Source organism: Gloeocapsopsis crepidinum LEGE 06123 (assembly GCF_015207655.1).
GTDB lineage: Bacteria > Cyanobacteriota > Cyanobacteriia > Cyanobacteriales > Chroococcidiopsidaceae > Gloeocapsopsis > Gloeocapsopsis crepidinum.
Window position 1 is genome coordinate 20842 of sequence record NZ_JADEWN010000010.1, and the last position, 22370, is coordinate 43211.

A 22370-nucleotide genomic window follows, 5' to 3' on the forward strand; every position below is an offset into this window, starting at 1 on the left:
AAGTAACCAAGCGAGAATTTACTGATTGCTCTAATACACTCATAGTCTGAAATTTTCTCCTTTCGGTAAATACACGGTGGTAGATTTTGGAAAGTTATGATACTGCTATTATTTAGAGGCTTATTTGCTTGCTAAAGAAACTGACAATTGTTGTATATATAAGGTTAATTTAAAATTAAAGTTGGGTAATTTGAATCTATTTATAAAACTATTAAATATGATTTGTTTAGGAGAGTAATTAATATTCAATTTCAACTGATTGCCTCAATACTAGAAAAATAGGCTTACATACATAAACTAAGATTGTGTGCGTAATATTTTTGATAAATGCTTTTAGTCAATGTGATTATATTAGTTGAAGCTTTTAAAGTAATTCAATGAATTTGTATAAACTAAGAGGACGATTAGTGTGCTGTATTTAGCAGAAGTTCAAAAGCAGAAAAGTGGATTTATGGGTGCTGGAAAGGTTGAAATTAAATTGCTAGCATTTCAGCGAAGTGACCAAAGTTGGAATTCTGTACCAGGAGAAGAAGTTATTCCTGTTGAAGAAGCTAGTAATCTTGCTACAGGGACATTGGTATTAGCTGATGTAAATGCAAATCGACAAGTGCAACGCATTCAAGAAGCAGGACGCCCTTTAGTTAATATTTTGCAAAACTTCTCTCGCTTACTCGAAAAATTTAAGCGTCAGGAAGAAGAGATTGAGCAGTGGAAACAATCTTTGACTTATCAAAGTCAGGAAATGAATCGTCGCAATATGGAAATGGAAGCGCGTTTGGAACAACTTCAGCAAACAGAGGCAGAGTTTAAACAATTAGAAGCACGTCACCACGAACTAAAAACTGGGCAAGAAGAGGCAGAAATGTTGCGCCAGGAAATTGAATCTAGCCACCAGAGTTTAGCTAAGGCTTGGCAAGAGCTAGAAAGGGAAAAGCGTCGTCTGACAGAATTACAACATTCAGCTCTAGATGAATTTCAAATAGATCAAATTCAGCAATTGATAGCACACTTGTCTGAAAACGCGTTACCTAAATTACTCCAAGAACGACTGACCGTTTTGCTAGACAATATTAAGAATGGACAGACCGTATTAAGTCAGCATTGGCAGCAAATAGAACAGCAGCAAACTTCTGCAAGTCAACAACAACAGGAATTTGAAAATATCGCTCAAGCATGGCAGGAAACCTTTGCAGAGTGGCAACAGATTCAGCACCAATTAGAGCAGTTAATGTCTGAGTTGAAAGCACAAACTGCTATCTTAAATTATAAGAAAGAATATACTCAATCGTTGAAGTTACAGTTACAAGAACACGATAAATTACAGCAAGTAATATCTCAAATGACTGAAATTAATAGTCAGTTGGATGTTAGTCATCAAGTAAATGTAACTGAGTTAGAACAAATGCCATTAGAGCAATTGCAACAAGTTGTACATGATTTGCAAGAAGACTTGAATCGAAATTCTCATTTTGTGAACGATCAAGAGGAAGAACTAAAATTTCAAAAGCAAACTGTAGAAGAATTGCAAGCAAAACTGAATGATGGTGATGCTTCAGTAAGAGGACAAGTAGAGACTGAATTAGCTGAAGAATACGATCGCTATCAAATGCTAAATGAAACTTTAGTCGGACAACGCCAAAATCTCCGACTACGTAAAGCAGTTTTGCAGCAGTATTTACAGATTTTATGGCGTCAGCAAGGTGTCAATTATTTTATGGCGCTTACTGATGAACCCAGCGTAGATTTAAAGCCTGTGTTAGCACAACTTGAGGGACATAAGCACCAAAAAGTTGAGGAACTGCAAAAACTAGAACAAGAGCTTGCACAGTTACAATCGAGTATCGAACATCTACAAAGCTTAGTCGATACTCAAACTCAGCTTTGCACTGTTAAACAGCAAGAATGGCACAATCTAGAGCAAAATTTACATTCCTTACAAGCGTCTGTAGCAGAAGCTTGGGGAAGAGTGAATTTGTCACAAGAGGTATTGCAGCCAATGCAAGAAAATTGGAACTCCCTGCAGCAACCATTAGAAGAGATTGCCGCTACCCTTAATGACAGCAATGAGCATCAGAAAATAGCCCACCTTTGTCAAGTTTTGGAAAGCCTCATTCCTCAAATTGAAACGGCAGTGCCTTAAAAAGTCATCAGTTAAGTAGTTGGGCATAACACATAAGACACTTTTTATATTCGTTCATAGTTAGTCGCAGTTCACTATTGACTATTAATTTTATTTTTACCCACTTATTTAGGGTGCTAGATTTGTGTAAATCCATAAAGAGCCATTTTTCACTTGGGCGATCGCTCCTCCAGGTAAAGGATCGCTTTGAGAACCGTTAGGGGCTGCAATCAAAACAACAACTTTCTCGATGTGCTCAAAGCTAGGAGACGCTTGCAGCATTTGTTGCAAAACTCGACGGATGACGCGACGTTGTAACGCTAGCGGTGCAGTACGTAAGACAAGACAATTGAGCTGAATAGTTGCTTCATTGGTCGTTACTGTTGCATTTTGCTGCAGTTGTTGAGCCTCTGATTCTAGGTATTCTACCTCTGCTTGTAAAATTTCTGCCGTCTGAGCTAAATTGTGCTCGACTTTAGGATTGAATTGATACAAATACGGTAGCAGTTCTTGACGAATCCGATTCCTTGCATATTTGAGGTTTTGGTTAGTTGAATCTTCCCAAACCTGCAGTTGCATTTCCTGACAAAATTGTGCAGTTTCAACTCGCGTTATTTCTAATAAAGGACGCACTAAGATAATTTCTGCTGTTAGTGGGCGATGCCATGTGAGTGCTTGCAAACCATCAGCACCACTACCACGAATTAAGTTATAAAGTAGCGTTTCAGCGCGATCGCTTGCCGTATGACCCGTGACAATATGACTATAGTTGTTTTTTTGGGCGATCGCGCTTAAGGTTTGATAGCGCCATTCTCTAGCGGCTGCTTCACTGTGTAATCTGCAATCAGTAGTTTCACTGTAGAACGGTATATTCCACCACTGGGCAAGCTGGGATACATAAGTTGCATTTGCTGCTGCATCACTACGCCATTGATGGTTACAATGGGCAATACCTAAGTGCCATTCCCACTTGGGTTGTAAGTCTAGAAGTAATTTGGCTAAGCATAGTGAATCTTGCCCTCCTGATACAGCAACAAGTATGCGTTGGTGGCGTGGCAAAAGACAACGCGATCGCAATATCCGATGTACTTTCGCGTGTAACAAACTCCAATTCGAGCATTTAGCCATCAAAAGAAAGCACAATTAGCCACAAGACACAACTAGAAAAACCAACCGTAAGAATGTAGACCTTTACCCAAGAGATTAACACCGAGATAGCAAACCCAAACGACAACAAAGCCAGTTGCAGCTAGAATTGCTGGGCGGCGTCCTTGCCAACCACGAGTAATTCTTGCATGAAGATAAGCCGCGAATACTAGCCATGTAATCAGCGCCCAAGTTTCTTTTGGGTCCCAACTCCAGTAAGAACCCCAAGCTTCGTTTGCCCAAACTGCACCCGCAATAATCCCAATTGTGAGCAGCGGAAATCCTAAACCAATGACGCGATAGCTAATGTTATCAAGCGTGTCGGCTAGGCTGAGGCGCTGAGGTGATAAGGGTTCTGAATGGGTAGGATTTGGAGTTTGAATTGTTTTTACTGCCTCAATGACTGCGGTGCTGCTGCCATTACTTTGAAAAGCCGCAACAGAGTTATCTAAATTAATCTCGGTTGGCGTGACTTCACCAGCTTTGTGCAAAACATAACCATTGTTGCGATAACCACCCGTACCAACTGAACTACCTTGAAGGGCAACTTTTTGACCGCGAGTAACAACAAGAAAAGCTATAGCAAGGAGAGAGCCTACCATTAAGGCTGCATAGCTAATCATCATCACACTAACGTGCATCATCAACCAATTGGACTTAAGCGCTGGTACTAAGGGCGCGGCTGATTGCATATCATTTGGTAATGTCAGTGCTGCAAAAGCAGAAATCCCCATCGCGACAGGTGTTGTCACCACACCGACTAAACGACTGCGAGTATTATTTTCAGCAATTAAATGAACTGCTGTAATGCCCCAAGTTAGGAAAAACAAAGATTCATACAAATTACTAATGGGAAAATAACCCGCTTCTAACCATCTTGCTCCTAGTAAAGTCGCAATACACAAGTTAGCAATCGCCATACCAGCTGTTCCTAAAGCTGGAAGATAGCTCATTCGTGGAAAGGCTACTCCTGTCCAATAGAGCAACATTGTCATAAATAAAATTGCAAAGGAAGCATTATCTAACCAATTTTGTAGTAAAACGAGATTCATAATAGTTTTTCGTGTTCTCTCAATCTTTATATAAAGTTTGACATGATGACAATATCTGGCGACTAAAGTCGCGGCTTAATACCCCAAGTTTACCTCCGTGGACTAACGAAAATATAAGCGTCGTCAAAACCTATGAAGATAGGTTTTGTTTGTGTAACTGTGGTTTTAACCGCCAATTGTGTCTTACTCTGATCCTATCTGGTAGCGTAGCCTATTGTCTGATAAAGACGGATTAAATTAGGTAAGTACTTAATGACTCGTTGTCAAAATATTTTCTCTGTTTTCAGAACTTTGGCTTTGAGACTTTTCTTTTTCTAATGAAACAAAAATATCGTAACGGATACTGCGCTCATCACTAACAGCAGCAGTTCCTCCTATTGAGCGCGTTGCTTCTAGCAAAATGTTTTGTCCAGGAATTAGCTGTGGCAAAGGTAAAGCCTTAACAGTAGGATTAATATCTAGGAAAAACTGACCGTTGTTAGGATTGAGTTTAGGAACAGTATTTTGAAATTGTGTTGTACTCGCTAAGTTTTTTGTAGGTTGTGGCAGCAGACGTTCAACGATGGGAGCGCCTAAGGTAACAAAAGCAACGTTGTTATCTAACCAACCACGAGTAGCTGTTAGAGTACCAAATGGTGCGATCCAATTAGTAAATGTGTTGTTACCTAACTGTGTTTCTTGAGTTTTGAATTGATAGCGTCTTTGCAGTACTTGCTCTAGCTGTTGAAATGATTTGTTGGCGGCTGCGCGATCGCGTGTCTCGATCATTAGTACCAATGAAAGCATAAAATCTTGTTGCGCTTGCGTTGATGCAGGCACAATTGCCAGGGAGAATTCACTGTTCATCCAGCTAAGTAAATCTCGATCTAAATCCAAACCGGTCAATGATTTAAAGCCTGCACGTAAATTTTCAGGTGGAAACGGTGCTAAGGGATTTGATTGTGAGGATGTAACGTAGTCTTGCCACAGTTGTTGTAAATTACCACCAGAAAGCATCATAAAAGTTTCAGATGGTAAGCGTTGCTGCATCTGACCTGCACTATTTTCTACTCGATGCAGGCGCTGGCTATTCGGGTTTAACCAAGAAATACTTCTAAATCTTAATCCCTCTGGTTCTATAGTAATTGTACTAGCCAGCCCTTGATTTTCTTTGAGGCGAGTTAAACTTTGGGGAATTGCAGTCTGTGCCGGATTAGCTTGAGCAACTCTCGCTGCGATCGGTACATTGAGATAGACTTGGGCAAAGCGATTTGGCTGAGTAATCTTACTGATTGCTGTTATATACCCTGGTACCTTTGCTAGAGATAGCCCATTTTCATAAGTATCTATTGCTTTTTCAGTTGCTTGAGGATTATCACTCACAACGATAAAGCGTTGATCGAGAACAGCGGCTGAATAGTTTGTGTTCCCTGTACCTGGCGTTTCTTGAATTTGAGTGCCTTTATAGTTACGCGAGATCCATTTATTTTGAGTTTGAGATTTTGATTCCCAGACTTGCTGCGCAGCTGCTTGATCGGCGATTGGTAACACCATCAGTAGAGCTTGGTTTTGATTCGTTGGCGCAGGGTTAGTAGTTGTATTGGTATTAATTTCAGGAGGTAAAAAAGCGATTGTTGCCTCTTTACCAATCCAGGGTTGAATGTCTTGCTGGTAATTGTAACTATAGGCAGTGAGTAAGCGATCGCGCCACTGCCTAAAATTCTTTTCTAATTCGGCTTGCGTTTGCACTGTGCCAAATTGACGCAATTGTTGCCACTGATTTTCATCTGTAGACACTGATATTGTGAGTAACGCTTCTTGAGGGACAATGTTTGCTCCCACAGGCATCTGTGTTAATCTATTTTGTTGAGTTAATACCCAATAAGTCGCTGCTGTGACGCCAACTAAGCAGCCTGTAATAATGACAGCGGGTAAAACGCGATCGCTTTTTTTTAACATGGCTGAAAAAGAAAAATAATTTTGTATTATTGATTTCTGTAAACGAGAGTCTGTGACGGCAAGCGAATAACCTCTAAGATATTTTTCTGGTCTAACAAACTAATCAATGCTTAAGCCACCGCTGTATAATGTCTAGCCTTGCAAAATTTAGACCCGATTAATTCTAACTGTTTTCATTTGTATTCGTTTTAGCCATTAGATCCAACCTCTACTTAAACTTCACTTAACCTAAATCTGCCAAGTTATTTATGGTGCTTAAACTTACTGAGCGAAAAGATCAGTATACCCACATAGGTCAAATCTAAATGGTGATACTGAGCGTAAGGTAAATCAGAGTTCACTACTGAAGTCACATTGAGATGCATCAGCTTTTATGCAGGCAGAAATGAATTAAGCAGTTACTGATAGTTTGTTTCCACTCTGTGGCGACATTTCCTATAAACAACCTTGATTATTTCTCGACTTTTCTCTGAAACTTTGTGTTGAATTTGTTGCAAATTGTCAAGAACCATATGCCGTTACAAATTTCTAAGTCAAAAGCCTTTATTGCACCTTTAGCTGCTTTAGCTTTAGGTCTAGCTGCCTGTGGACAACAAACAACCACCACACCTGGTACAGGTACAAGCCCAGCAGCAGAACAAGGTCCTAGTGCCAACATTAGCGGTGCTGGTGCGAGTTTTCCTGCGCCTTTGTATCAGCGATGGTTTACAGAATATAACAGAAATGTCAATCCAGGTGTACAAGTAAGTTATCAATCTGTTGGTAGTGGTGCAGGTTTAGAACAGTACATTAATGGAACAGTAGACTTTGGTGCAAGTGATGCACCAATTCAGGGCGATCGCCTTGAAGCTTTCCGACAAAAGTACAATGCTGAACCCATCCAAGTACCGACGGTTGCGGGTGCTGTAGTGCTGGCATACAACTTACCAGAAATTGAAGGACAAGAATTAAGACTTTCCCGCGAAGCTTACTGTGGTATTGTTACAGGACAAGTAACTCAGTGGAACGATCCGCTGATTGCTCAAGCTAACCCCAACATAAATTTACCCGATAGAGCCATCACGTTTGCGCGTCGTGCGGATGGTAGTGGGACTACGTTTATTTTTACTAACCACATTGATACTGCTTGTCCTGGCTGGGAAGCTGGAGTTGGTACATCGGTTGACTGGCCCACAGGTGTAGGTGCGCAAGGTAATGAGGGTGTAGCTGCTCAAATTCAACAAAATGAAGGTACAATTGGCTACATTGAGTATGCGTATTCAAAGCTAAACAATATTCCTGCTGCCGCCTTAGAAAATGCTTCAGGAGAATATGTAGCGCCCACCCCTGAATCAGCTGGCGCGATATTTGAAGGTGCAGAAATTCCCGAGGATTTCGCTTTACTCGTGCCAGATCCCAAAAATCCAGAAGCATTCCCGATCGCCGGCTTAACATGGGTTCTTGTTTATCCTACTTACGACGACCCTGAGAAGTGGAAAGCCTTGCAGAATGTTCTCGAGTGGTCTTTAACCGAAGGTAGACCAATTGCAGAAGAGTTGGGGTATGTTCCCTTGCCAGAAAGTGTTGTTGAGCGCGTTCAACAAGTTCTTGCAGAACGGGTTAAAGCTGGATAAATAGTTAAAGGTGCGGCTAGTAGCTATCTTACTGCTAGCTGCATTTTTGTTGTAAACAAGTTCAATTGATTAAAGGGACACTCATGAGTTCGCTAGCTGAACATTCACCTAGGAAAGGTCAATCTTTAGAAAAGCAAGTTGATACAGTACGAGTCTTTGACCAAAGCTTTTATTGGCTAGCAGTTATCGGTGCTATAGGTATAGGTGGAGTTTTACTCTGGATTGCTGTGCAGATTGGACTTAGCGCTTTGCCTGCAATTCAAAGTTATGGTGTAGATTTTCTAACTACGACAACCTGGGACCCCGTCCGCAATATCTACGGAGTGCTACCGCAAATTTATGGTACGCTCATTTCGGCGGCGATCGCCCTTGTAATTGCTATTCCGGTCGGTATCGGCGTAGCAGTCTTTTTAAGTGAAAATTTTCTTCCCAACGCTGTCCGAACTCCAATTGCGCTAGCGATCGAGTTGATTGCTGCTGTGCCAAGTGTCGTCATCGGTCTGTGGGGTATTTATGTTTTGATTCCGTTTTTACGCCCTTTCTATAATTTTCTTTACGAGAACTTTGGTTGGATTCCATTGTTTAGCACGCCTCCAAGAGGAAACAGTCTTTTGACGCTGGGTCTTGTTTTATCGGTAATGATCTTGCCGACAATTATTGCGATATCTAGAGGAAGTTTAATCGCGCTTCCCCGCGACCTACGTCAAGGGGCTTTAGCTTTAGGTGCAACACGTTGGGAAACAATCTTGCGAGTTTTGATTCCCGCTGCTTTTTCAGGCATTGTTGGTTCAATTATGCTGGCACTTGGTCGAGCTATGGGTGAAACAATGGTAGCTGCGATGCTCGTAGGTAACTCCAACCAAATTACGCCTTCACTACTTGCTCCTGGTGCCACAATTGCCTCGCTTATTGCTTCTCAGTTTGGCGAAGCAGGTCGAGAACAAGTCGCCGCATTACTATACGCCGGTTTAATTTTGATGATTTTGACTTTGATTGTGAATATTCTTGCTGAGATTATTATCCAGAAGTTTCAAAACGTAGAGTAGCGCGCGGTGAGCAACATGAAGGAGGCAATATATGGCTACTACTGAAGATACGATTGGTAGAACAAAGAAAATTAATTTAACTCGCTCGGCGCGAACGCCTTTCAGGAGTTATTTCGACTTTTTTATGACGTTCCTGACAGGTGCTTTCACTATCTTGACAATTGTTCCACTAGTTGCCTTAGTTTGGGATGTAGTGCGACAAGGTATTGACCGACTTGGGATACAGTCTTTCACCGAGTTACCCCCTCCTCCAGGACTAGAAGAAGGTGGTTTTGGTAATGCCATCCTTGGTACGCTAATTACTCTGGGAATCGCCGCAGCAATCAGTGTTCCTTTTGGTGTCTTAGCAGCAATTTACTTGTCTGAATTCGGACGAGGTACTCGAATAGCTTATGGAGTCAAATTCGCAACCAACGTTTTAGCAGGAATCCCAGCAATTCTAGCTGGCTTATTTGCTTACACTGTTGTCGTCTTGACTACAGGTGGTTTCTCTGCGTTTGCTGGAGGGGTAGCGCTGTCAGTAGTCATGATACCAATTGTTGTGCGTGCAACCGAAGAGGGTTTACTTCTAGTACCACAAGAAATGCGCCAAGCAGCCGTTGGAGTTGGAGCAACAAACTTTCAATCTATCAGCCGTATCGTGGTACCAGCCGCACTACCATCAATTGCTACCGCAGTTACCTTGGCTTTAGCACGCGCTGGTGGAGAAGCAGCACCTTTGTTATTTACAGCTTTGAACAATAACTTTTGGTCAACAGATATCTGGCAACCAATAGCGACACTTCCTGTACTGATTTACTTCTACGCAATTATCCCCTACGAAGCACAGAAAGAAATTGCGTGGGCAGCAGCTTTAGTACTACTGGGCATAATTTTGATTGTTAGTATTTCTTCACGTTTACTAGCACGGCAGAGACTTTAATGAATCAAGTGAGTAAGAGTGGTTAAGGCTAGACGTAACTCAAATTTTATAGATTCCTAGAATACTTACAAAACCATGAATTCCGACACGATCAATACACCAAATTCTACAAGTAGTAATACAACGCAAGAAGCAATCTTACGTGCTGAAAATGTTTCCGTAACTTACGGTTCCTTTCAAGCACTACGGGGCGTCACTTTAGACATCCCTAAAAATCAAGTTGTCGCTTTTATCGGACCTTCAGGCTGCGGTAAGAGTACGCTAATAAGATGTTTCAACCGTCTTAATGACTTGATCCCTGGGACAAAAGTTGGTGGAAAAGTGACCTACCAAGGCGTTGATATTTATGGCGATAAAGTAGATCCAGTACAGGTACGGCGCAGGATCGGGATGGTATTTCAAAAACCGAATCCTTTCCCAAAATCGATCTATGACAACATCGCTTTTGGTGCCAAAATTAACGGCTACAAAAAAAGTGAGATGGATGAAATTGTCGAGCGATCGCTGCGTCAAGCTGCATTATGGGAAGAAGTTAAAGATAAACTAAAAGAAAGTGGTCTGTCTTTATCTGGTGGTCAACAACAACGTTTGTGTATCGCGCGGACAGTTGCAATTGAACCTGATGTCGTTTTAATGGATGAACCTGCTTCTGCACTTGATCCTATCTCTACCCGAAAAGTAGAAGAACTTATTCAAGAACTAAAAGAAAATTACACAATTGTAATTGTGACGCATAATATGCAGCAGGCTACAAGAGTTGCTGATTTGACTGCATTTTTCAATGCCGAAGCAGAAGAAGGCGGAAAACGCTTTGGCTATTTAGTTGAATACAACAAAACAGAAGCGATTTTCAATAATCCGAAAGAAGAGTATACCCGACAGTATGTTAGCGGTAGATTCGGTTAACCAGTGCGGTGCCTTGTCCACGACTGAATCTGTGCAGTTGTGGCAAGGTTTTATAGAGATTTCATAATTTGCTAAGGAAGCCAAAACTTTTTGTCTTGTCACATAACTTGAACACTACGTGCAATAATTAGTATTCATAAAATTTGTTTCCCACCTTGCCATTCCACTTCTAAGGTATTGGTAGATAATGAGATGAATCAAGCCAATGATTACATTTTTATGTATGATTGCTGCTTGAACATGCAAGATCAAGACTCTACTATCCTGACGAACGTGAAGAAAATAGTGGCTGTTCCCCATCGCATCTTATGGTCTTTAGTTGGGTTACTCCTAACCATTGGTGGTACTTTTATTGAAGCACATTTTACGAGTGCACCTTGGAGTTGGAACCAACATGGCGTTCAGACAACTTCTCTAGGAGTAACATACCAAATTGGAGCAGTATTGTTTGTAGGTTGTTTGGGAGGTAAAACGGCTGGAGCGCTCTCTCAAATTGCTTACGTGGTACTTGGCTTAACTTGGCTGCCAGTGTTTTATCAAGGTGGTGGAATAAGTTACCTTAACCAACCTTATTTTGGCTACCTACTCGGCTTTATTCCAGGAGCTTGGGTATGTGGTTTTCTTGCTTTTCAAACCTCAACTAAACTAGAATCACTTACTTTTAGTTGTTTGTGTGGTTTACTGACTATTCATTTGTCTGGTTTAGGCTATCTTCTTCTGAACTACGTCATTGGCACAGGATTAATCCAAACACCCCTTTTAGAAGCTGTATTAAGGTACTCTGTGTATCCGCTTCCAGGACATCTTGTCATTACTTGCACAGTAGCAGTTTTATCTTACTGCCTGCGATACGTTATGCTGTACTAGCTACTTTTTTCAATAAATCACTATTTTTTCTAGGTTTTAGGTTTGCTCTAAAACCTCAGCTTTTCAATTCCCATGCGTGTAAAAAATCGTCTTTTCTGGATTGTTGCTGTCATTAGTCTAGTTGTAGATCAATTAACTAAGTTCTGGGTAGTACAAAATTTTTATTTATCAGAGACACAGCCTATAATCAATGGAGTATTTCATCTTACTTATGTCACGAATACTGGCGCAGCTTTTAGTTTATTAAGTGGTAGAGTTGAGTGGCTACGCTGGCTGTCTTTAGCTGTCAGTTTAGGATTAATGGCATTAGCTTGGTTTGGAGGAGTCATGCGGACTCTTGAACAGCTAGGCTATGGATTAATCTTAGGAGGTGCGCTAGGCAATGGTATTGATCGTTTTGTTGCTGGAAGCGTTGTTGACTTCTTAGATTTCCGCCTGATTCAGTTTCCAATTTTTAACTTTGCCGACGTCTCTATTAATATTGGTATTATTTGTTTACTCATTGCCACATTTGCCCAATCACAAGACACTACTCGTACTCGATAAAATAAGGGGATCTGGTCAACAGATCCCCCTTAAAATTCTCACTTTTTAACTAAACTATTAACTATCAACTCGTTACTACGGTGTTACACCATCAGTAGGGCTTGTTGGTATTGTGCTGTCCGTTCCTGGTGCAGGCATCATCATGCCATCTGGACTGGCTGGAGCATCAGGAGTTGGTGCTACGCCGCCAGGAGGAGTTATCATATCTGTGCCAGGTACTGGTGTAGCGTCTGGGGCTGTAGTATCTGGAGAAGGAGCATTTACTGGGCTTTCAGGAGCTACTCTTGTACCACCGCCAGTGGGGGTTTCAGGAGGAAGCGTTGTACCCTCAGCAGGCCCTCCTGGTGGAGTCATGGTGTCCGGAGTCATTGTGCCATCTGGTCCTGGCAGTGGTGTTACTGGTGGTGCTGTAGGATCTAATGGAGTTGTACCATCAGGCGTTACAGGGGCAGTTGTAGGCGGAATAGGAGTTGTTGCGTCTGGAACAGGAGTTGTTGCATCAGGAGTAGTCGGAGTTGTTGCATCAGGTGCAACTGTTCCTGTAGGTGCAGGACCTGTTAGCGGTGTACCGCCTTCACAACGAGAGTTAAGCGGAAAACGCTCGCACAGAATTTCTAAACCTTGCGGTGAAAGCTCAATTTCTGGAGTTTCACTAGTTTGTTCTTGAGCTACAGCATTACTAGTTAATGCCAGAGTCAACGCAGTACCAAATAAACCTATGTATCTCTTTTTCACACCACTTAACCTCAACACATTTTTCGGATCATTAAATCAGAGTAAATGGTATCAAAAATCTACCCTAATGCAGATACATATAAGTTTTTTGTGTGTATGTAAGGATACTTTATAAGAAGAAGTACTGCTACAACTATAGTTTCAGGAAACAGATAAGATTGTTTTATTGTCTTAATAAGATTAAAGAATACATTAGCGATCGCCATAACAACAAATTACTTTAAGGCATAACAGCATACTCGCAATTTTCTTTACTCAGTAACGATGATGAGCTTGTGAGTAAAATGTTTTTAGTACGTACATTTGAGATCACTGAATTAGATTCACAAAAACCAGTGATAGTACCTTATCTCTTGAAGGTAAAAAGTTGACTACATTTACAAAGGCTAAGTTCCTTTCTTTTCGGCAAAATCTTTAACATTCATAGTTTTGAAGTGAATCAAAACTTTTTTTACTTACAATCTGGTAATGCAAATAGACGATGAATCTACCTCAGCCCCCTCGTAAACCGCAAACCGTTTTAGGACAGGTAACTCAAGCAGTAAAAACAATTCAAGCCAAAGTAGATTTTTCTAAACTCGCGCTCAAACCGAACGCAAGAGTACCTGAACTTTGGTTGCAAGATGCAGGAGCGAATAAAGCCGAGGTCTATCCCTTGTTAGGCGATCGCTATCTTCTCGGTCGAAGTTCGCGCTCTTGCGATATTGTCGTCCGCAATCCAGTTATTAGTCAAATTCACTTATCAATTACACGCAACCCTAAAAAGCGATCGCCATTTATCATCAAGGACGAAAACTCTACTAACGGTATTTATCGAGGTAAAAGACGAGTCTCTTCTCTATCGCTACGTCATGGAGACATTTTTACGCTTGGTCCACCGGAACTTGCTGCCGCTGTGAGATTACAGTATGTCGATCCACCACCTTGGTATGTCCGTGCTGCTAATTGGTGTGCGTATGGTATTGGTGGAGTTACGCTACTACTAGCACTAGGGATTGGAATTGAATGGACAAAGTTCTCTGTTACGCCTTTACCAGGTGCGACACAAGCACCAGTTGTCGTCTACGCCCGTGATGGAGAAACACCTCTACGTCCGCCGCGAACAACTTCCCACGTTGATTTACAGAGGTTATCAGACTTTTCTCCTTACTTACCAGATGCGGTCATTGCTTCTGAAGACAGTCGCTACAACTGGCATTTTGGTGTCGATCCGATTGGTATCCTCAGAGCGATCGTCGTTAATATTCGCGGTCGTGAGTTTCAACAAGGCGCAAGTACTGTTACGCAACAAGTTGCTCGGAGTTTATTTCGCGATTATGTAGGACCAGAAGATTCTTTGGGACGGAAACTACGAGAAGCGATTGTCGCGCTGAAATTAGAAACATTTTACAGTAAAGACTTTTTACTGCGTACTTACTTAAATCGAATCTACTTAGGCGGAGATACCCTAGGTTTTGAAGATGCTGCGCGATATTACTTTGATAAGGCTGCGCAAGATTTAACACTGACAGAAGCCGCAACTTTGGTAGGAATTTTACCAGCTCCTAATAGTTTTAACTTTTGTGGCGATGCTCAAAGTCATCAAGCTATTATCGATTACCGCAATCGCGTCCTCAATCGCATGCTCGCACAAAGGAGAATTAGTCCTGAAGAAGCAAATCGCGCGCGGCGATCGCCTGTGGATGTGAGTCGTAGAGTGTGTGAAGAACAAGCCAATACAATTGCACCCTATTTTTACAGCTATGTCTTTCAAGAACTCCGGCAAATTTTAGGAGAGCAACTTGCCCGCGAAGGTAATTTTATTATCGAAACGCAATTAGACCCAAAAAAGCAAACCCAAGCAGAAGTTGCACTGCGCAATGCGGTTAGTGATAGTGGAGGAACATATCGCTTTTCACAAGGTGCTATTGTTACACTTGATGCGGATACGGGTGCTGTTGTCGCCCTCGTGGGTGGTACTGACTACAAAACGAGTCAATTCAACCGTGCAACTCAAGCACAGCGACAACCAGGTTCAACATTTAAGCTGTTTGCTTATACTGCTGCTGTAGAGCAGGGAATTTCTCCCTATAAAACTTATTCTTGTGCGCCACTTTCGTGGAGAGGACAGAGATATCGCGGCTGCGAGCGTTCGAGTGGCAGTATTGATATGTACACTGGTTTAGCTTTATCAGAAAATGCAGTTGCTTTGCGCGTGGCTCAAGATGTGGGATTAGATCGGGTAGTGCGGATGGCAAGGAGGTTAGGAGTCGAATCTCCACTAAATCCTGTACCTGGATTGGTGTTGGGGCAAAGTGAAACAACTGTTCTTGAAATGACAGGTGCATTTGCGGCAATTGCTAATAATGGCGTATGGAATCGCCCGCACTTGATTAGTCGAATTCTGGATAGTAGTGATTGTAGCGATCGCGAAAACTTAAAAACTTGCCGAGTTATTTATTCTTTCGAGCAGAGCAATGATGCTAATGTCCAAGCAATCCAGCCTAATGTCGCAGATGTTGTGGCTTCTATGCTCCGAAGTGTAGTACAGCGGGGTACAGGAAGAAGTGCGGCAATTGGAGTCTCTACTGCGGGTAAAACAGGGACAACTGACGACAACAAAGATTTATGGTTTATTGGCTTTGTTCCTAGCCAACAACTTGTTACTGGGGTTTGGCTAGGTAATGATAACAGTTCACCAACTGCAGGTAGTAGTGCACTGGCGGCTCAGCTATGGGGTAACTATATGCGTCAACAGTAAGTGCTACCCTTGCCAAGGAGTAACCTGCAATATTCCATTGCGACCAAACACTACCCGAAACTGTGCGATCGCTTCTTGAACTGCATCTGAAGTTGTCACAGGATAAATAAGTAAATCAGGTAGTGGAGTTTGCTCAATTGCATCATTAGCGATGGCATCAATAGATCTGTATCCTACAATTGCTCCGTTAGCTGTGGCACTCACGCGATAAACCAAATCTTGCTGTACAGAGCGATTCCAAAGGCGATTGATCCGGTTGTAGAGCTTTTGTTGTGCAGATGCGATTTGTTCAGTATCAGCGATCGCAGTCACTAAATGATTGCTACTCGAACTTGATTGTGGTTGGGGTTCTTCGGGACGTCGAACTTCGGGAATGGGGACGAAAAAGAAAGCGATCGCAGCCAGCGCCAAACTCGAAACTCCGATAGCTGCTGGCACTGCTTGTTTAGTTAATTGTGGTGTATGTCCAGCGTAGCGCTTAGATACAGGAGCAAGCTGCAATGACATTGTGGGGATAGTCTGGCTATCTGCAAAGAATTGATCGACGGCTTCTACTAAATCAAACAGTTGCACTGTCGTCAACTCAATTGCGACAGGGACTTGAGTTGGATCTGAGCTAGGATTTGATTCGTTAGAATGGACAACTAACCGATGATGGCTGCGATCAATCTGTTGCAATTGCACTAATCCTGAGTTGCTATGCGCTTCAGGATGTGGAACTTTGCTTAAAAATTCTTGAGCGTAACCGCTAACAGTATTAACCAATCCCTCAAAAAAATCTCTTCCTCCCGTCAAAGGTTTAGCACCTGCTATATGACACTCTGCATTCACAAGCATAGATATGACAGGTCTGACACTAGGAGATTGCTCACTTGGAGGATCGCCTAAACCTTCTACGAATAGAGTGCAATTTGGCAAACTGTACTTACGTCGAATTGTCGTCATTCTACTTCCCCATCAAACAAACTCATCCAAAGTCTTTGAGTTCCAGCAGTACCAGTACAAAAGAGTAATTGAGCTAACAAATTTAACGCGAGTTCATTTAATTTTTCATCTGAGTTGTAAGCTAAGACTCCTGAGCGTCGAGGGTTCATGCGACTACGAAAATGTGCCCGAAAGCGCTCTAAATAGTGCGATAGGCGTAGGTTTTGTTCAAGGGGAATTTGCTTATCGCTCATTTGTTGATAAGCCAGCAATAATTGCCGTAGTAGAACTGTCAAGCGTCTTGCCAGGTGACAGGCAATGACAACAAGAGCTTTTGCCTCAACAATTCTTAAGGGACGGCGCGTATGTGCTCTTCGTAATGAATTTGTACTGCGCATTCGCCACAAATTCACCCGATTTTTGATGATTTCTTGAAGTTCTAGTTCTCGTGCTACATCCAGAATAGCTTCAGAACCACCTATTTCTAAAGCTTCAATTGCTAGTAAAATCAAGTCAATTTGCAAACAGGTGCGACGCGGGCACCCTTTTTCTTCAATAGGTGGCTCAGGTAAATAATCCAAAATCAACGGATTTGACTGGATAGCAGCAGTGTCTATTGGTACTACACTCACAGAAGCATTCATTTTAACAAGCGATCTCGGGTGAAGAGGAAATTTGGCATACAAACCTCCACTAGATTGCCAAATTACAGGACAAAACGTCCACTTTTGGCACAGGGGCAAAATTCCCCTACTGGTTGAATTGACGGATCTTGAGTCAATTAGATCCTAACTTTCCAACAATTGGATAGGAGACTTAAGATTTTGTCTCCTGCAGTTCACAATCTAAATTGAGATTTAGTAGCTCTCAGTTTTAGAATCGTCTACTAAACTGCAAATGTCAGCAAGAGTTCAAATTTATCTAAATATCTAGTGTACGATTTTTCAGGCACTATTGAAGAATTACAAGTCAGGACTACAGCTTTGATTGAAATCCTCCATAGTAGATGGCGTTAAGCTAGCAGAACCTATATTTAACAACTTCGTCCTACTTAATAAAAGAAGTTGGCTCTTGTTAACAATGCTCAAATGCCACTTTACATTAACTTACCTTGGCAACACGCTTATGGATCTCAAGTCCTTAATTCGTGATATTCCCGATTTTCCTAAACCTGGAATTTTATTTCGAGATATTACAACTCTTTTACGCGATGCAGATGGATTGCGTTACACAATTGACTCCCTAACTGACAAGTTTCTAGCAGCAGAGCTGAAAGCAAATTATGTTGTAGGTATGGAGTCGCGTGGCTTTATTATTGGCGCGCCTTTAGCTTATAAATTAGGTGCTGGCTTTATTCCAGTGCGTAAACCTGGTAAATTACCTTCTTCGGTTCATGCTGTAGAGTATCAACTAGAGTACGGGATGGATCGGCTTGAGGTTCATCAAGATGCTTTACAGCCAGGTAGCCCAGTTTTAATCGTTGATGATTTACTGGCTACTGGAGGAACTGCAAGTGCAACCGCAAAATTAGTACAACAAATCGGCTGCCAATTGATTGGCTTTGGGTTTATTATCGAGCTACGAGATTTACAAGGACGGAAACAGTTGCCTGATAGTGTACCAGTCTTTTCACTCGTTGAATATTGATAGCACGAACGATATTGTTTTAAATTCACTCAGGCTAACTAACTGCGGATTGCGATATGACTTTGAGTAGGGGTTCTTCGATTACAGGCTGGGGCTGGCTGAATAGGTTAGTTGATGGTGAAACGGTTGTTTATGTCGTTAAGCGTCTATTACAGGCACTACTAACGCTATTACTGGCATCAGCGCTGTCTTTTTTTATTATTCAACTTGCTCCTGGTGATTATCTCGATACACTGCGGCAGAATCCTCAAATCTCACCAGAACGGATTGAAGAACTACGCCAGCAATTTGGCTTGGATCGATCTTGGTTTGAGCAGTATGGGCGCTGGCTGTGGCGAATAGTTACGCGAGGTGATTTTGGCACAAGTTTTGTGTATCAGCGATCTGTCGCTTCGTTATTGTGGGAGCGTATTGGTGCAACTTTGTTACTAGCGCTCGCTTCTTTGATATTGACTTGGGCGATCGCTATTCCACTTGGTATTATTGCCGCTGTCAAACAAAATCACTGGGTGGATCGTCTCTTACAAGTTATTAGTTATACCGGACAAGGGTTTCCGAGCTTTATTACTGCTCTGCTACTTTTGATTCTTGCCCAAAACACATCGCCACTTTTCCCTGTTGGTGGAATGACGAGTATTAACCATGCTGACCTTTCTCCATTGGGAAAAATCTTAGACATTGGTTGGCACATGATTTTACCAACTATCGCCTTAAGTATTACCAGTTTTGCTGGTTTGCAGCGCATTACCAGAGGCGAATTATTAGATGTTTTGCGACAAGACTATATTCAAACTGCCCGTGCTAAAGGACTTCCAGAAAACCGCGTTATTTATGTTCATGCCTTACGCAATGCAGTCAATCCACTCATTACAATTTTGGGGTTTGAACTAGCAAGTTTATTAAGTGGTGCATTTATTGCGGAGTTTTTCTTCAATTGGCCTGGCTTGGGACGACTTATTCTCCAAGCCGTTTTAGCACAGGATTTGTATTTAGTTATGGCAAGCTTGACTATGGGTGCTGTCATGCTAATTGTTGGTAATTTAATGGCAGATCTCTTGCTGAAGGCTGTAGATCCAAGAATTCGTTTAGAAAATATAAATTAAACCAATCTAGAGTTACGAGTCAAAAATACTTTGACAGTCTAAGATAGCTCCTTAGTATCGCTTATGTCGCAAATATATTATCTCATCCGCTCTAGAGCCGACGGACGCTATCTTGTCGCCCACCCCCGTGTCACAAGTAGTGCAGAAAACGGTTATTTGTTGATGTTTCGTGAGGATTTTGATGCACTCAGCTATCTTAATACTCACGGGGCAGACGTAGCGAACCAATTTGCTGTAGAATCAGTTGCTGAAAGTCAAATCGGTAGTCTACTTCAAAGATGGGGCTTTTTCGGCGTAGGTATTGTGCAAGACCCTTTGTTGCCTAGAGTAGAGTTCTTAACTAACTTCTAGGCTGCAACTCGCCGATTAACATATCTATCTTGCTGTAGATGTATCTAAAGAAACAATTCAAGATACAACTACTAGTAGTTGTATAGGATTGTGCTTAGTCTTATCCTGTTAATAACCTACTAATAGTCAATCGCTACAACCAGGAGAAACTTGGTATGCGCTCTATTCGTTTTAAATTCTCTGCTTTGCGTCCAGTTCGTGTTTTGATGGCTATCTGTGCTTGCGTTTTTTTAGTATTCTCTAGCGCTGCACCTGCCCTAAGTGGTACTGAGACTCCACAGCCGAATGCTGCTCCCAGCGCACCTCAACAAGGTGAGGCAAATCTTACATCAATTGAAAAAGAAGCCCAAAAAGCAGCAATGGACGATCCCTATTCTCGAAAAGAGACTCAAGTCAAAGCCAATGAAGGTCTCAATGAAATTCAAGGCGCTGCTGATGCCGAGAAGATGAGTCGCCCAGAAAATGCTCAGGCAACGTCAGTTGAAGAAAATTCAAAGAGTTTCCTAGAAGCTTTGACAGGGAAAAAATAGCAATTAAGTTAACTTAGCTCTAGCTTAGTTGTTTAGTGGTCATCACCTTACAGTAAAAAGGGTAGAAAGATCTTTCTACCCTTTTTTGGTTTTAAAGTTAAAGAGATACACAGCAAAAAAGGGCTAACCTGTGTTTTTGGTTAACCCACATGCTTGGGAACGCGTTGTGCAATTTATTGCAATACCAACTTAACATTGGCATTTTGTAAGCCGCGTTGCTTAACTTCAGCTAAGGTTTTGTTGACAGCGTACTTTTGATTAATCGAGTTGATTAACTCAGTTTGATTGTGCTTTTTAGCAACGCCCCAAAGGTCAGCAATTAAGTCGAAAGAACCATCGCTATTGCGAGACCAACCGAGGTCATACTCACCTTCTAATACTGCAACTAAGTCGGCACGGACGCGCTGACCATTGTAGCCACGTACATCTGCTTCTGTTTTGGTGGTGATACCTAGATCGCGCAGGGAAGCTTTGAGGATTTCTACATCGGTAATTTTGGTGCGCAGGGTGCTAAAGTGAGACATTCTGGTTTCCTCCTAAAGGGATTGAGAAAAACAACGTTTGGGATCGCGAAGATGCCGCTTTGGTTTTGGGAAGTTGTCATTGCGGCCTTGAACTAACTGCTAGCAATTGCTAGCCTTTCCTCCTGTTGGTAGCAGGAGAAAGCTTTTAAAACTCCATACGCTGGTATTCAGCGACGGAGGCTGCTGCGGGTCGTGCGCGCTGCCTTGCCCAATCTCTTAGAGCCGTTACCTGCTCAGTCATGGTTCGTGATAGTGGCAGCGTAGCTTTAATCGCAGCAATAATGTCAAGTTGCGTAAACTCGCGATCTTGGGCGAAGGCTTCGTACATCGCAGCAATCAACGCTTGCTCGATTTCTGCGCCAGAAAATCCATCAGCAACCTTTGCAAGTTGCTCAAGATCAAATCGCGAAATATCTCGTTTACGCTTAATAAGGTGAATTTGGAAAATCTCTTTACGCTCCTCGGCATTGGGGAGATCTACAAAGAAAATCTCATCGAAACGACCTTTCCTTAAAAATTCTCCTGGTAGACGTTCTACTCGGTTGGCAGTTGCCATTACAAATACAGGAGACGTTTTTTCTTGCATCCAGGTGAGGAAAGAACCAAAGATTCGGCTAGATGTACCGCCGTCAGAGTCAGCAGAACCTGTACCACCAGCAAAGGCTTTGTCAAGTTCGTCTATGAAGAGAATCGCTGGTGAAATTGATTCGGCTGTTTTTAACGCATTACGTAAGTTTGCTTCAGATCGTCCTACCATAGAGCCATCATAAACTCTACCCATATCAAGGCGGAGTAAAGGTAAACCCCAAAGCCGAGATGTCGTTTTGGCAATTAATGACTTACCGCAGCCAGGTACTCCTAGAATCAGCATTCCTTTAGGCTGAGGTAATCCATATTCTCTCGCTCTTTCTGTAAAAGCATTAGAGCGTTGTTTTAACCATCTTTTAAGTTCCTCTAAGCCTCCCACCGCTTCTAGAGTTTCGTCTTCTTCAATAAACTCTAGAATTCCGTTACGGCGAATCAACTGCTTTTTCTCCGATAGAACGATATCTACTTCGTTCTCAGTTAGCTGGCCTTTGGTATAAACTTGCGCTTTTCGGTAAACTTTTTCTGCTTCGTCTCTAGTTAGACCTAGCGCTGCTTTCAGTAACTTTTCTCTAGCTTCGGTGCTGAGCCTACGGTTGCGGCTTTGCTCTAGTTGTCGTGACAAAACATCATTGAGTTCTGTCATATCCGGAAGTGCGAAATCAAGAACGACGACTTCCTTTTCTAACTCAATAGGAATTTGTTGTAACGGAGACATCAAAATAATGGTTTTCTGCGTGCCCTTGAAACTCGCGATCGCATCTCTCAACCATCGTGTTGTTGCCGGCGAGTCAATAAAAGGATGTAAATCTTTGAAAATAAATATACTTGCTTCTCTTTGACGAATTACCCACTCAACAGCTGCTTCAGGCGATACAGTATTATGCTGTGTAATGTTCCTGGGTTGACCATACTCAACAATACCGTGGGTAACTGTCCATACAAATATTCGCCGTTGTGGCCGCATTTGAGCGATCATCGATATTGCCTGCTCAGCCCGTTCTTCCTCGGAGGTTACAAGGTAGATTAGAGGGTATTGAGCTTGTATTAAGACGTTTAGCTCTTCTTTCATTGCC

General features: G+C 42.2%; 20 protein-coding genes. 12 read left to right on the forward strand and 8 right to left on the reverse strand.

From position 1 onward, the window contains the following. The first annotated feature begins 409 nt into the window (after nt 1–409). Nucleotides 410–2140, forward strand: a complete 1731-nt coding sequence (gene hmpF, locus IQ230_RS05920; protein ID WP_193931133.1) for a pilus motility taxis protein HmpF — start codon at nt 410–412, stop codon at nt 2138–2140. A 108-nt stretch (nt 2141–2248) separates the two neighbouring features. On the opposite strand, the gene tilS is transcribed toward hmpF, so the two are convergent. From tilS to IQ230_RS05935, 3 genes are all read right to left on the reverse strand, one after another. Next, a complete protein-coding gene (tilS, locus tag IQ230_RS05925) occupies nt 2249–3247 on the reverse strand; it encodes a tRNA lysidine(34) synthetase TilS (RefSeq protein ID WP_193931134.1) in 999 nt (332 codons plus the stop codon). Between the two features lie 32 nt (nt 3248–3279). Continuing rightward, entirely contained in the window at nt 3280–4317 is a 1038-nt protein-coding gene (gene ccsB / locus IQ230_RS05930; RefSeq protein WP_193931135.1) for a c-type cytochrome biogenesis protein CcsB, read from the reverse strand. Between the two features lie 249 nt (nt 4318–4566). Then, a complete protein-coding gene (locus tag IQ230_RS05935) occupies nt 4567–6255 on the reverse strand; it encodes a DUF3352 domain-containing protein (protein WP_193931136.1) in 1689 nt (562 codons plus the stop codon). 512 nt (nt 6256–6767) lie between these two features. Between IQ230_RS05935 and pstS the strand changes: the two genes are divergently transcribed. The 6 genes from pstS (at nt 6768) to lspA (ending at nt 12155) form a co-directional block, all read left to right on the forward strand. After that, entirely contained in the window at nt 6768–7868 is a 1101-nt protein-coding gene (gene pstS, locus IQ230_RS05940; protein ID WP_193931137.1) for a phosphate ABC transporter substrate-binding protein PstS, read from the forward strand. A gap of 83 nt (nt 7869–7951) precedes the next feature. Then, nucleotides 7952–8914: a phosphate ABC transporter permease subunit PstC gene (gene pstC, locus IQ230_RS05945; RefSeq protein WP_193931138.1), complete on the forward strand. Its 963-nt coding sequence runs from the start codon at nt 7952–7954 to the stop codon at nt 8912–8914. Nucleotides 8915–8945: 31 nt separating this feature from the next. Then, nucleotides 8946–9836: a phosphate ABC transporter permease PstA gene (gene pstA, locus IQ230_RS05950; RefSeq protein WP_193931139.1), complete on the forward strand. Its 891-nt coding sequence runs from the start codon at nt 8946–8948 to the stop codon at nt 9834–9836. 75 nt (nt 9837–9911) lie between these two features. Continuing rightward, complete coding sequence (gene pstB, locus IQ230_RS05955; protein ID WP_193931140.1) at nt 9912–10742, forward strand: phosphate ABC transporter ATP-binding protein PstB; 831 nt, start codon at nt 9912–9914, stop codon at nt 10740–10742. A 240-nt stretch (nt 10743–10982) separates the two neighbouring features. Next, nucleotides 10983–11609 (forward strand): biotin transporter BioY, encoded by a 627-nt coding sequence (locus IQ230_RS05960; protein WP_228054628.1) that lies wholly within the window; start codon nt 10983–10985, stop codon nt 11607–11609. A gap of 72 nt (nt 11610–11681) precedes the next feature. Continuing rightward, complete coding sequence (lspA, locus tag IQ230_RS05965; RefSeq protein ID WP_099701853.1) at nt 11682–12155, forward strand: signal peptidase II; 474 nt, start codon at nt 11682–11684, stop codon at nt 12153–12155. A 75-nt stretch (nt 12156–12230) separates the two neighbouring features. On the opposite strand, the gene IQ230_RS05970 is transcribed toward lspA, so the two are convergent. Then, entirely contained in the window at nt 12231–12890 is a 660-nt protein-coding gene (locus tag IQ230_RS05970) for a hypothetical protein (RefSeq protein ID WP_193931141.1), read from the reverse strand. A 481-nt stretch (nt 12891–13371) separates the two neighbouring features. Between IQ230_RS05970 and IQ230_RS05975 the strand changes: the two genes are divergently transcribed. After that, nucleotides 13372–15630, forward strand: a complete 2259-nt coding sequence (locus IQ230_RS05975; protein WP_193931142.1) for a transglycosylase domain-containing protein — start codon at nt 13372–13374, stop codon at nt 15628–15630. Nucleotides 15631–15633: 3 nt separating this feature from the next. Here the strand turns inward: IQ230_RS05975 and IQ230_RS05980 are convergent, their stop codons facing one another. Continuing rightward, on the reverse strand, nt 15634–16575 hold the full coding sequence (locus tag IQ230_RS05980; RefSeq protein WP_193931143.1) for a DUF4335 domain-containing protein: 942 nt from the start codon (nt 16573–16575) through the stop codon (nt 15634–15636). Further along, on the reverse strand, nt 16572–17198 hold the full coding sequence (locus tag IQ230_RS05985) for a DUF3038 domain-containing protein (protein WP_099701856.1): 627 nt from the start codon (nt 17196–17198) through the stop codon (nt 16572–16574). Before IQ230_RS05985 ends, IQ230_RS05980 begins: the two co-directional genes overlap by 4 nt. A gap of 481 nt (nt 17199–17679) precedes the next feature. Between IQ230_RS05985 and IQ230_RS05990 the strand changes: the two genes are divergently transcribed. The 4 genes from IQ230_RS05990 (at nt 17680) to IQ230_RS06005 (ending at nt 20185) form a co-directional block, all read left to right on the forward strand. Next, nucleotides 17680–18201 (forward strand): adenine phosphoribosyltransferase, encoded by a 522-nt coding sequence (locus IQ230_RS05990; protein ID WP_099701857.1) that lies wholly within the window; start codon nt 17680–17682, stop codon nt 18199–18201. A 56-nt stretch (nt 18202–18257) separates the two neighbouring features. After that, the gene (locus IQ230_RS05995) at nt 18258–19304 is read left to right on the forward strand and encodes an ABC transporter permease (RefSeq protein WP_193931144.1); all 1047 of its coding nucleotides are present in this window, start codon (nt 18258–18260) and stop codon (nt 19302–19304) included. A gap of 63 nt (nt 19305–19367) precedes the next feature. Continuing rightward, on the forward strand, nt 19368–19655 hold the full coding sequence (locus IQ230_RS06000; protein ID WP_193931145.1) for a hypothetical protein: 288 nt from the start codon (nt 19368–19370) through the stop codon (nt 19653–19655). 155 nt (nt 19656–19810) lie between these two features. After that, nucleotides 19811–20185 (forward strand): low temperature-induced protein, encoded by a 375-nt coding sequence (locus IQ230_RS06005; RefSeq protein ID WP_193931146.1) that lies wholly within the window; start codon nt 19811–19813, stop codon nt 20183–20185. A 173-nt stretch (nt 20186–20358) separates the two neighbouring features. Here the strand turns inward: IQ230_RS06005 and IQ230_RS06010 are convergent, their stop codons facing one another. Together IQ230_RS06010 and ycf46 are read right to left on the reverse strand one after the other, a co-directional pair. Beyond that, nucleotides 20359–20709: a DUF1257 domain-containing protein gene (locus IQ230_RS06010; protein ID WP_015187595.1), complete on the reverse strand. Its 351-nt coding sequence runs from the start codon at nt 20707–20709 to the stop codon at nt 20359–20361. 145 nt (nt 20710–20854) lie between these two features. Beyond that, nucleotides 20855–22366 (reverse strand): stress-responsive protein Ycf46, encoded by a 1512-nt coding sequence (ycf46, locus tag IQ230_RS06015; protein ID WP_193931147.1) that lies wholly within the window; start codon nt 22364–22366, stop codon nt 20855–20857. Nucleotides 22367–22370 lie beyond the last annotated feature (4 nt).

What these genes read in the sequence shown, in the direction of transcription:
- pstC (WP_193931138.1), top strand. Translation starts at nt 7,952, where the DNA reads ATGAGTTCGCTAGCTGAACATTCACCTAGGAAAGGTCAATCTTTAGAA.
- IQ230_RS05975 (WP_193931142.1), top strand. Translation starts at nt 13,372, where the DNA reads ATGAATCTACCTCAGCCCCCTCGTAAACCGCAAACCGTTTTAGGACAG.
- IQ230_RS05980 (WP_193931143.1), bottom strand. Translation starts at nt 16,575, where the DNA reads ATGACGACAATTCGACGTAAGTACAGTTTGCCAAATTGCACTCTATTC.
- IQ230_RS05990 (WP_099701857.1), top strand. Translation starts at nt 17,680, where the DNA reads ATGGATCTCAAGTCCTTAATTCGTGATATTCCCGATTTTCCTAAACCT.
- IQ230_RS05960 (WP_228054628.1), top strand. Translation starts at nt 10,983, where the DNA reads ATGCAAGATCAAGACTCTACTATCCTGACGAACGTGAAGAAAATAGTG.
- tilS (WP_193931134.1), bottom strand. Translation starts at nt 3,247, where the DNA reads ATGGCTAAATGCTCGAATTGGAGTTTGTTACACGCGAAAGTACATCGG.
- pstB (WP_193931140.1), top strand. Translation starts at nt 9,912, where the DNA reads ATGAATTCCGACACGATCAATACACCAAATTCTACAAGTAGTAATACA.
- pstA (WP_193931139.1), top strand. Translation starts at nt 8,946, where the DNA reads ATGGCTACTACTGAAGATACGATTGGTAGAACAAAGAAAATTAATTTA.
- IQ230_RS05935 (WP_193931136.1), bottom strand. Translation starts at nt 6,255, where the DNA reads ATGTTAAAAAAAAGCGATCGCGTTTTACCCGCTGTCATTATTACAGGC.
- IQ230_RS05995 (WP_193931144.1), top strand. Translation starts at nt 18,258, where the DNA reads ATGACTTTGAGTAGGGGTTCTTCGATTACAGGCTGGGGCTGGCTGAAT.
- IQ230_RS06005 (WP_193931146.1), top strand. Translation starts at nt 19,811, where the DNA reads ATGCGCTCTATTCGTTTTAAATTCTCTGCTTTGCGTCCAGTTCGTGTT.
- IQ230_RS06010 (WP_015187595.1), bottom strand. Translation starts at nt 20,709, where the DNA reads ATGTCTCACTTTAGCACCCTGCGCACCAAAATTACCGATGTAGAAATC.
- IQ230_RS06000 (WP_193931145.1), top strand. Translation starts at nt 19,368, where the DNA reads ATGTCGCAAATATATTATCTCATCCGCTCTAGAGCCGACGGACGCTAT.
- ycf46 (WP_193931147.1), bottom strand. Translation starts at nt 22,366, where the DNA reads ATGAAAGAAGAGCTAAACGTCTTAATACAAGCTCAATACCCTCTAATC.
- lspA (WP_099701853.1), top strand. Translation starts at nt 11,682, where the DNA reads ATGCGTGTAAAAAATCGTCTTTTCTGGATTGTTGCTGTCATTAGTCTA.
- pstS (WP_193931137.1), top strand. Translation starts at nt 6,768, where the DNA reads ATGCCGTTACAAATTTCTAAGTCAAAAGCCTTTATTGCACCTTTAGCT.
- ccsB (WP_193931135.1), bottom strand. Translation starts at nt 4,317, where the DNA reads ATGAATCTCGTTTTACTACAAAATTGGTTAGATAATGCTTCCTTTGCA.
- IQ230_RS05985 (WP_099701856.1), bottom strand. Translation starts at nt 17,198, where the DNA reads ATGAATGCTTCTGTGAGTGTAGTACCAATAGACACTGCTGCTATCCAG.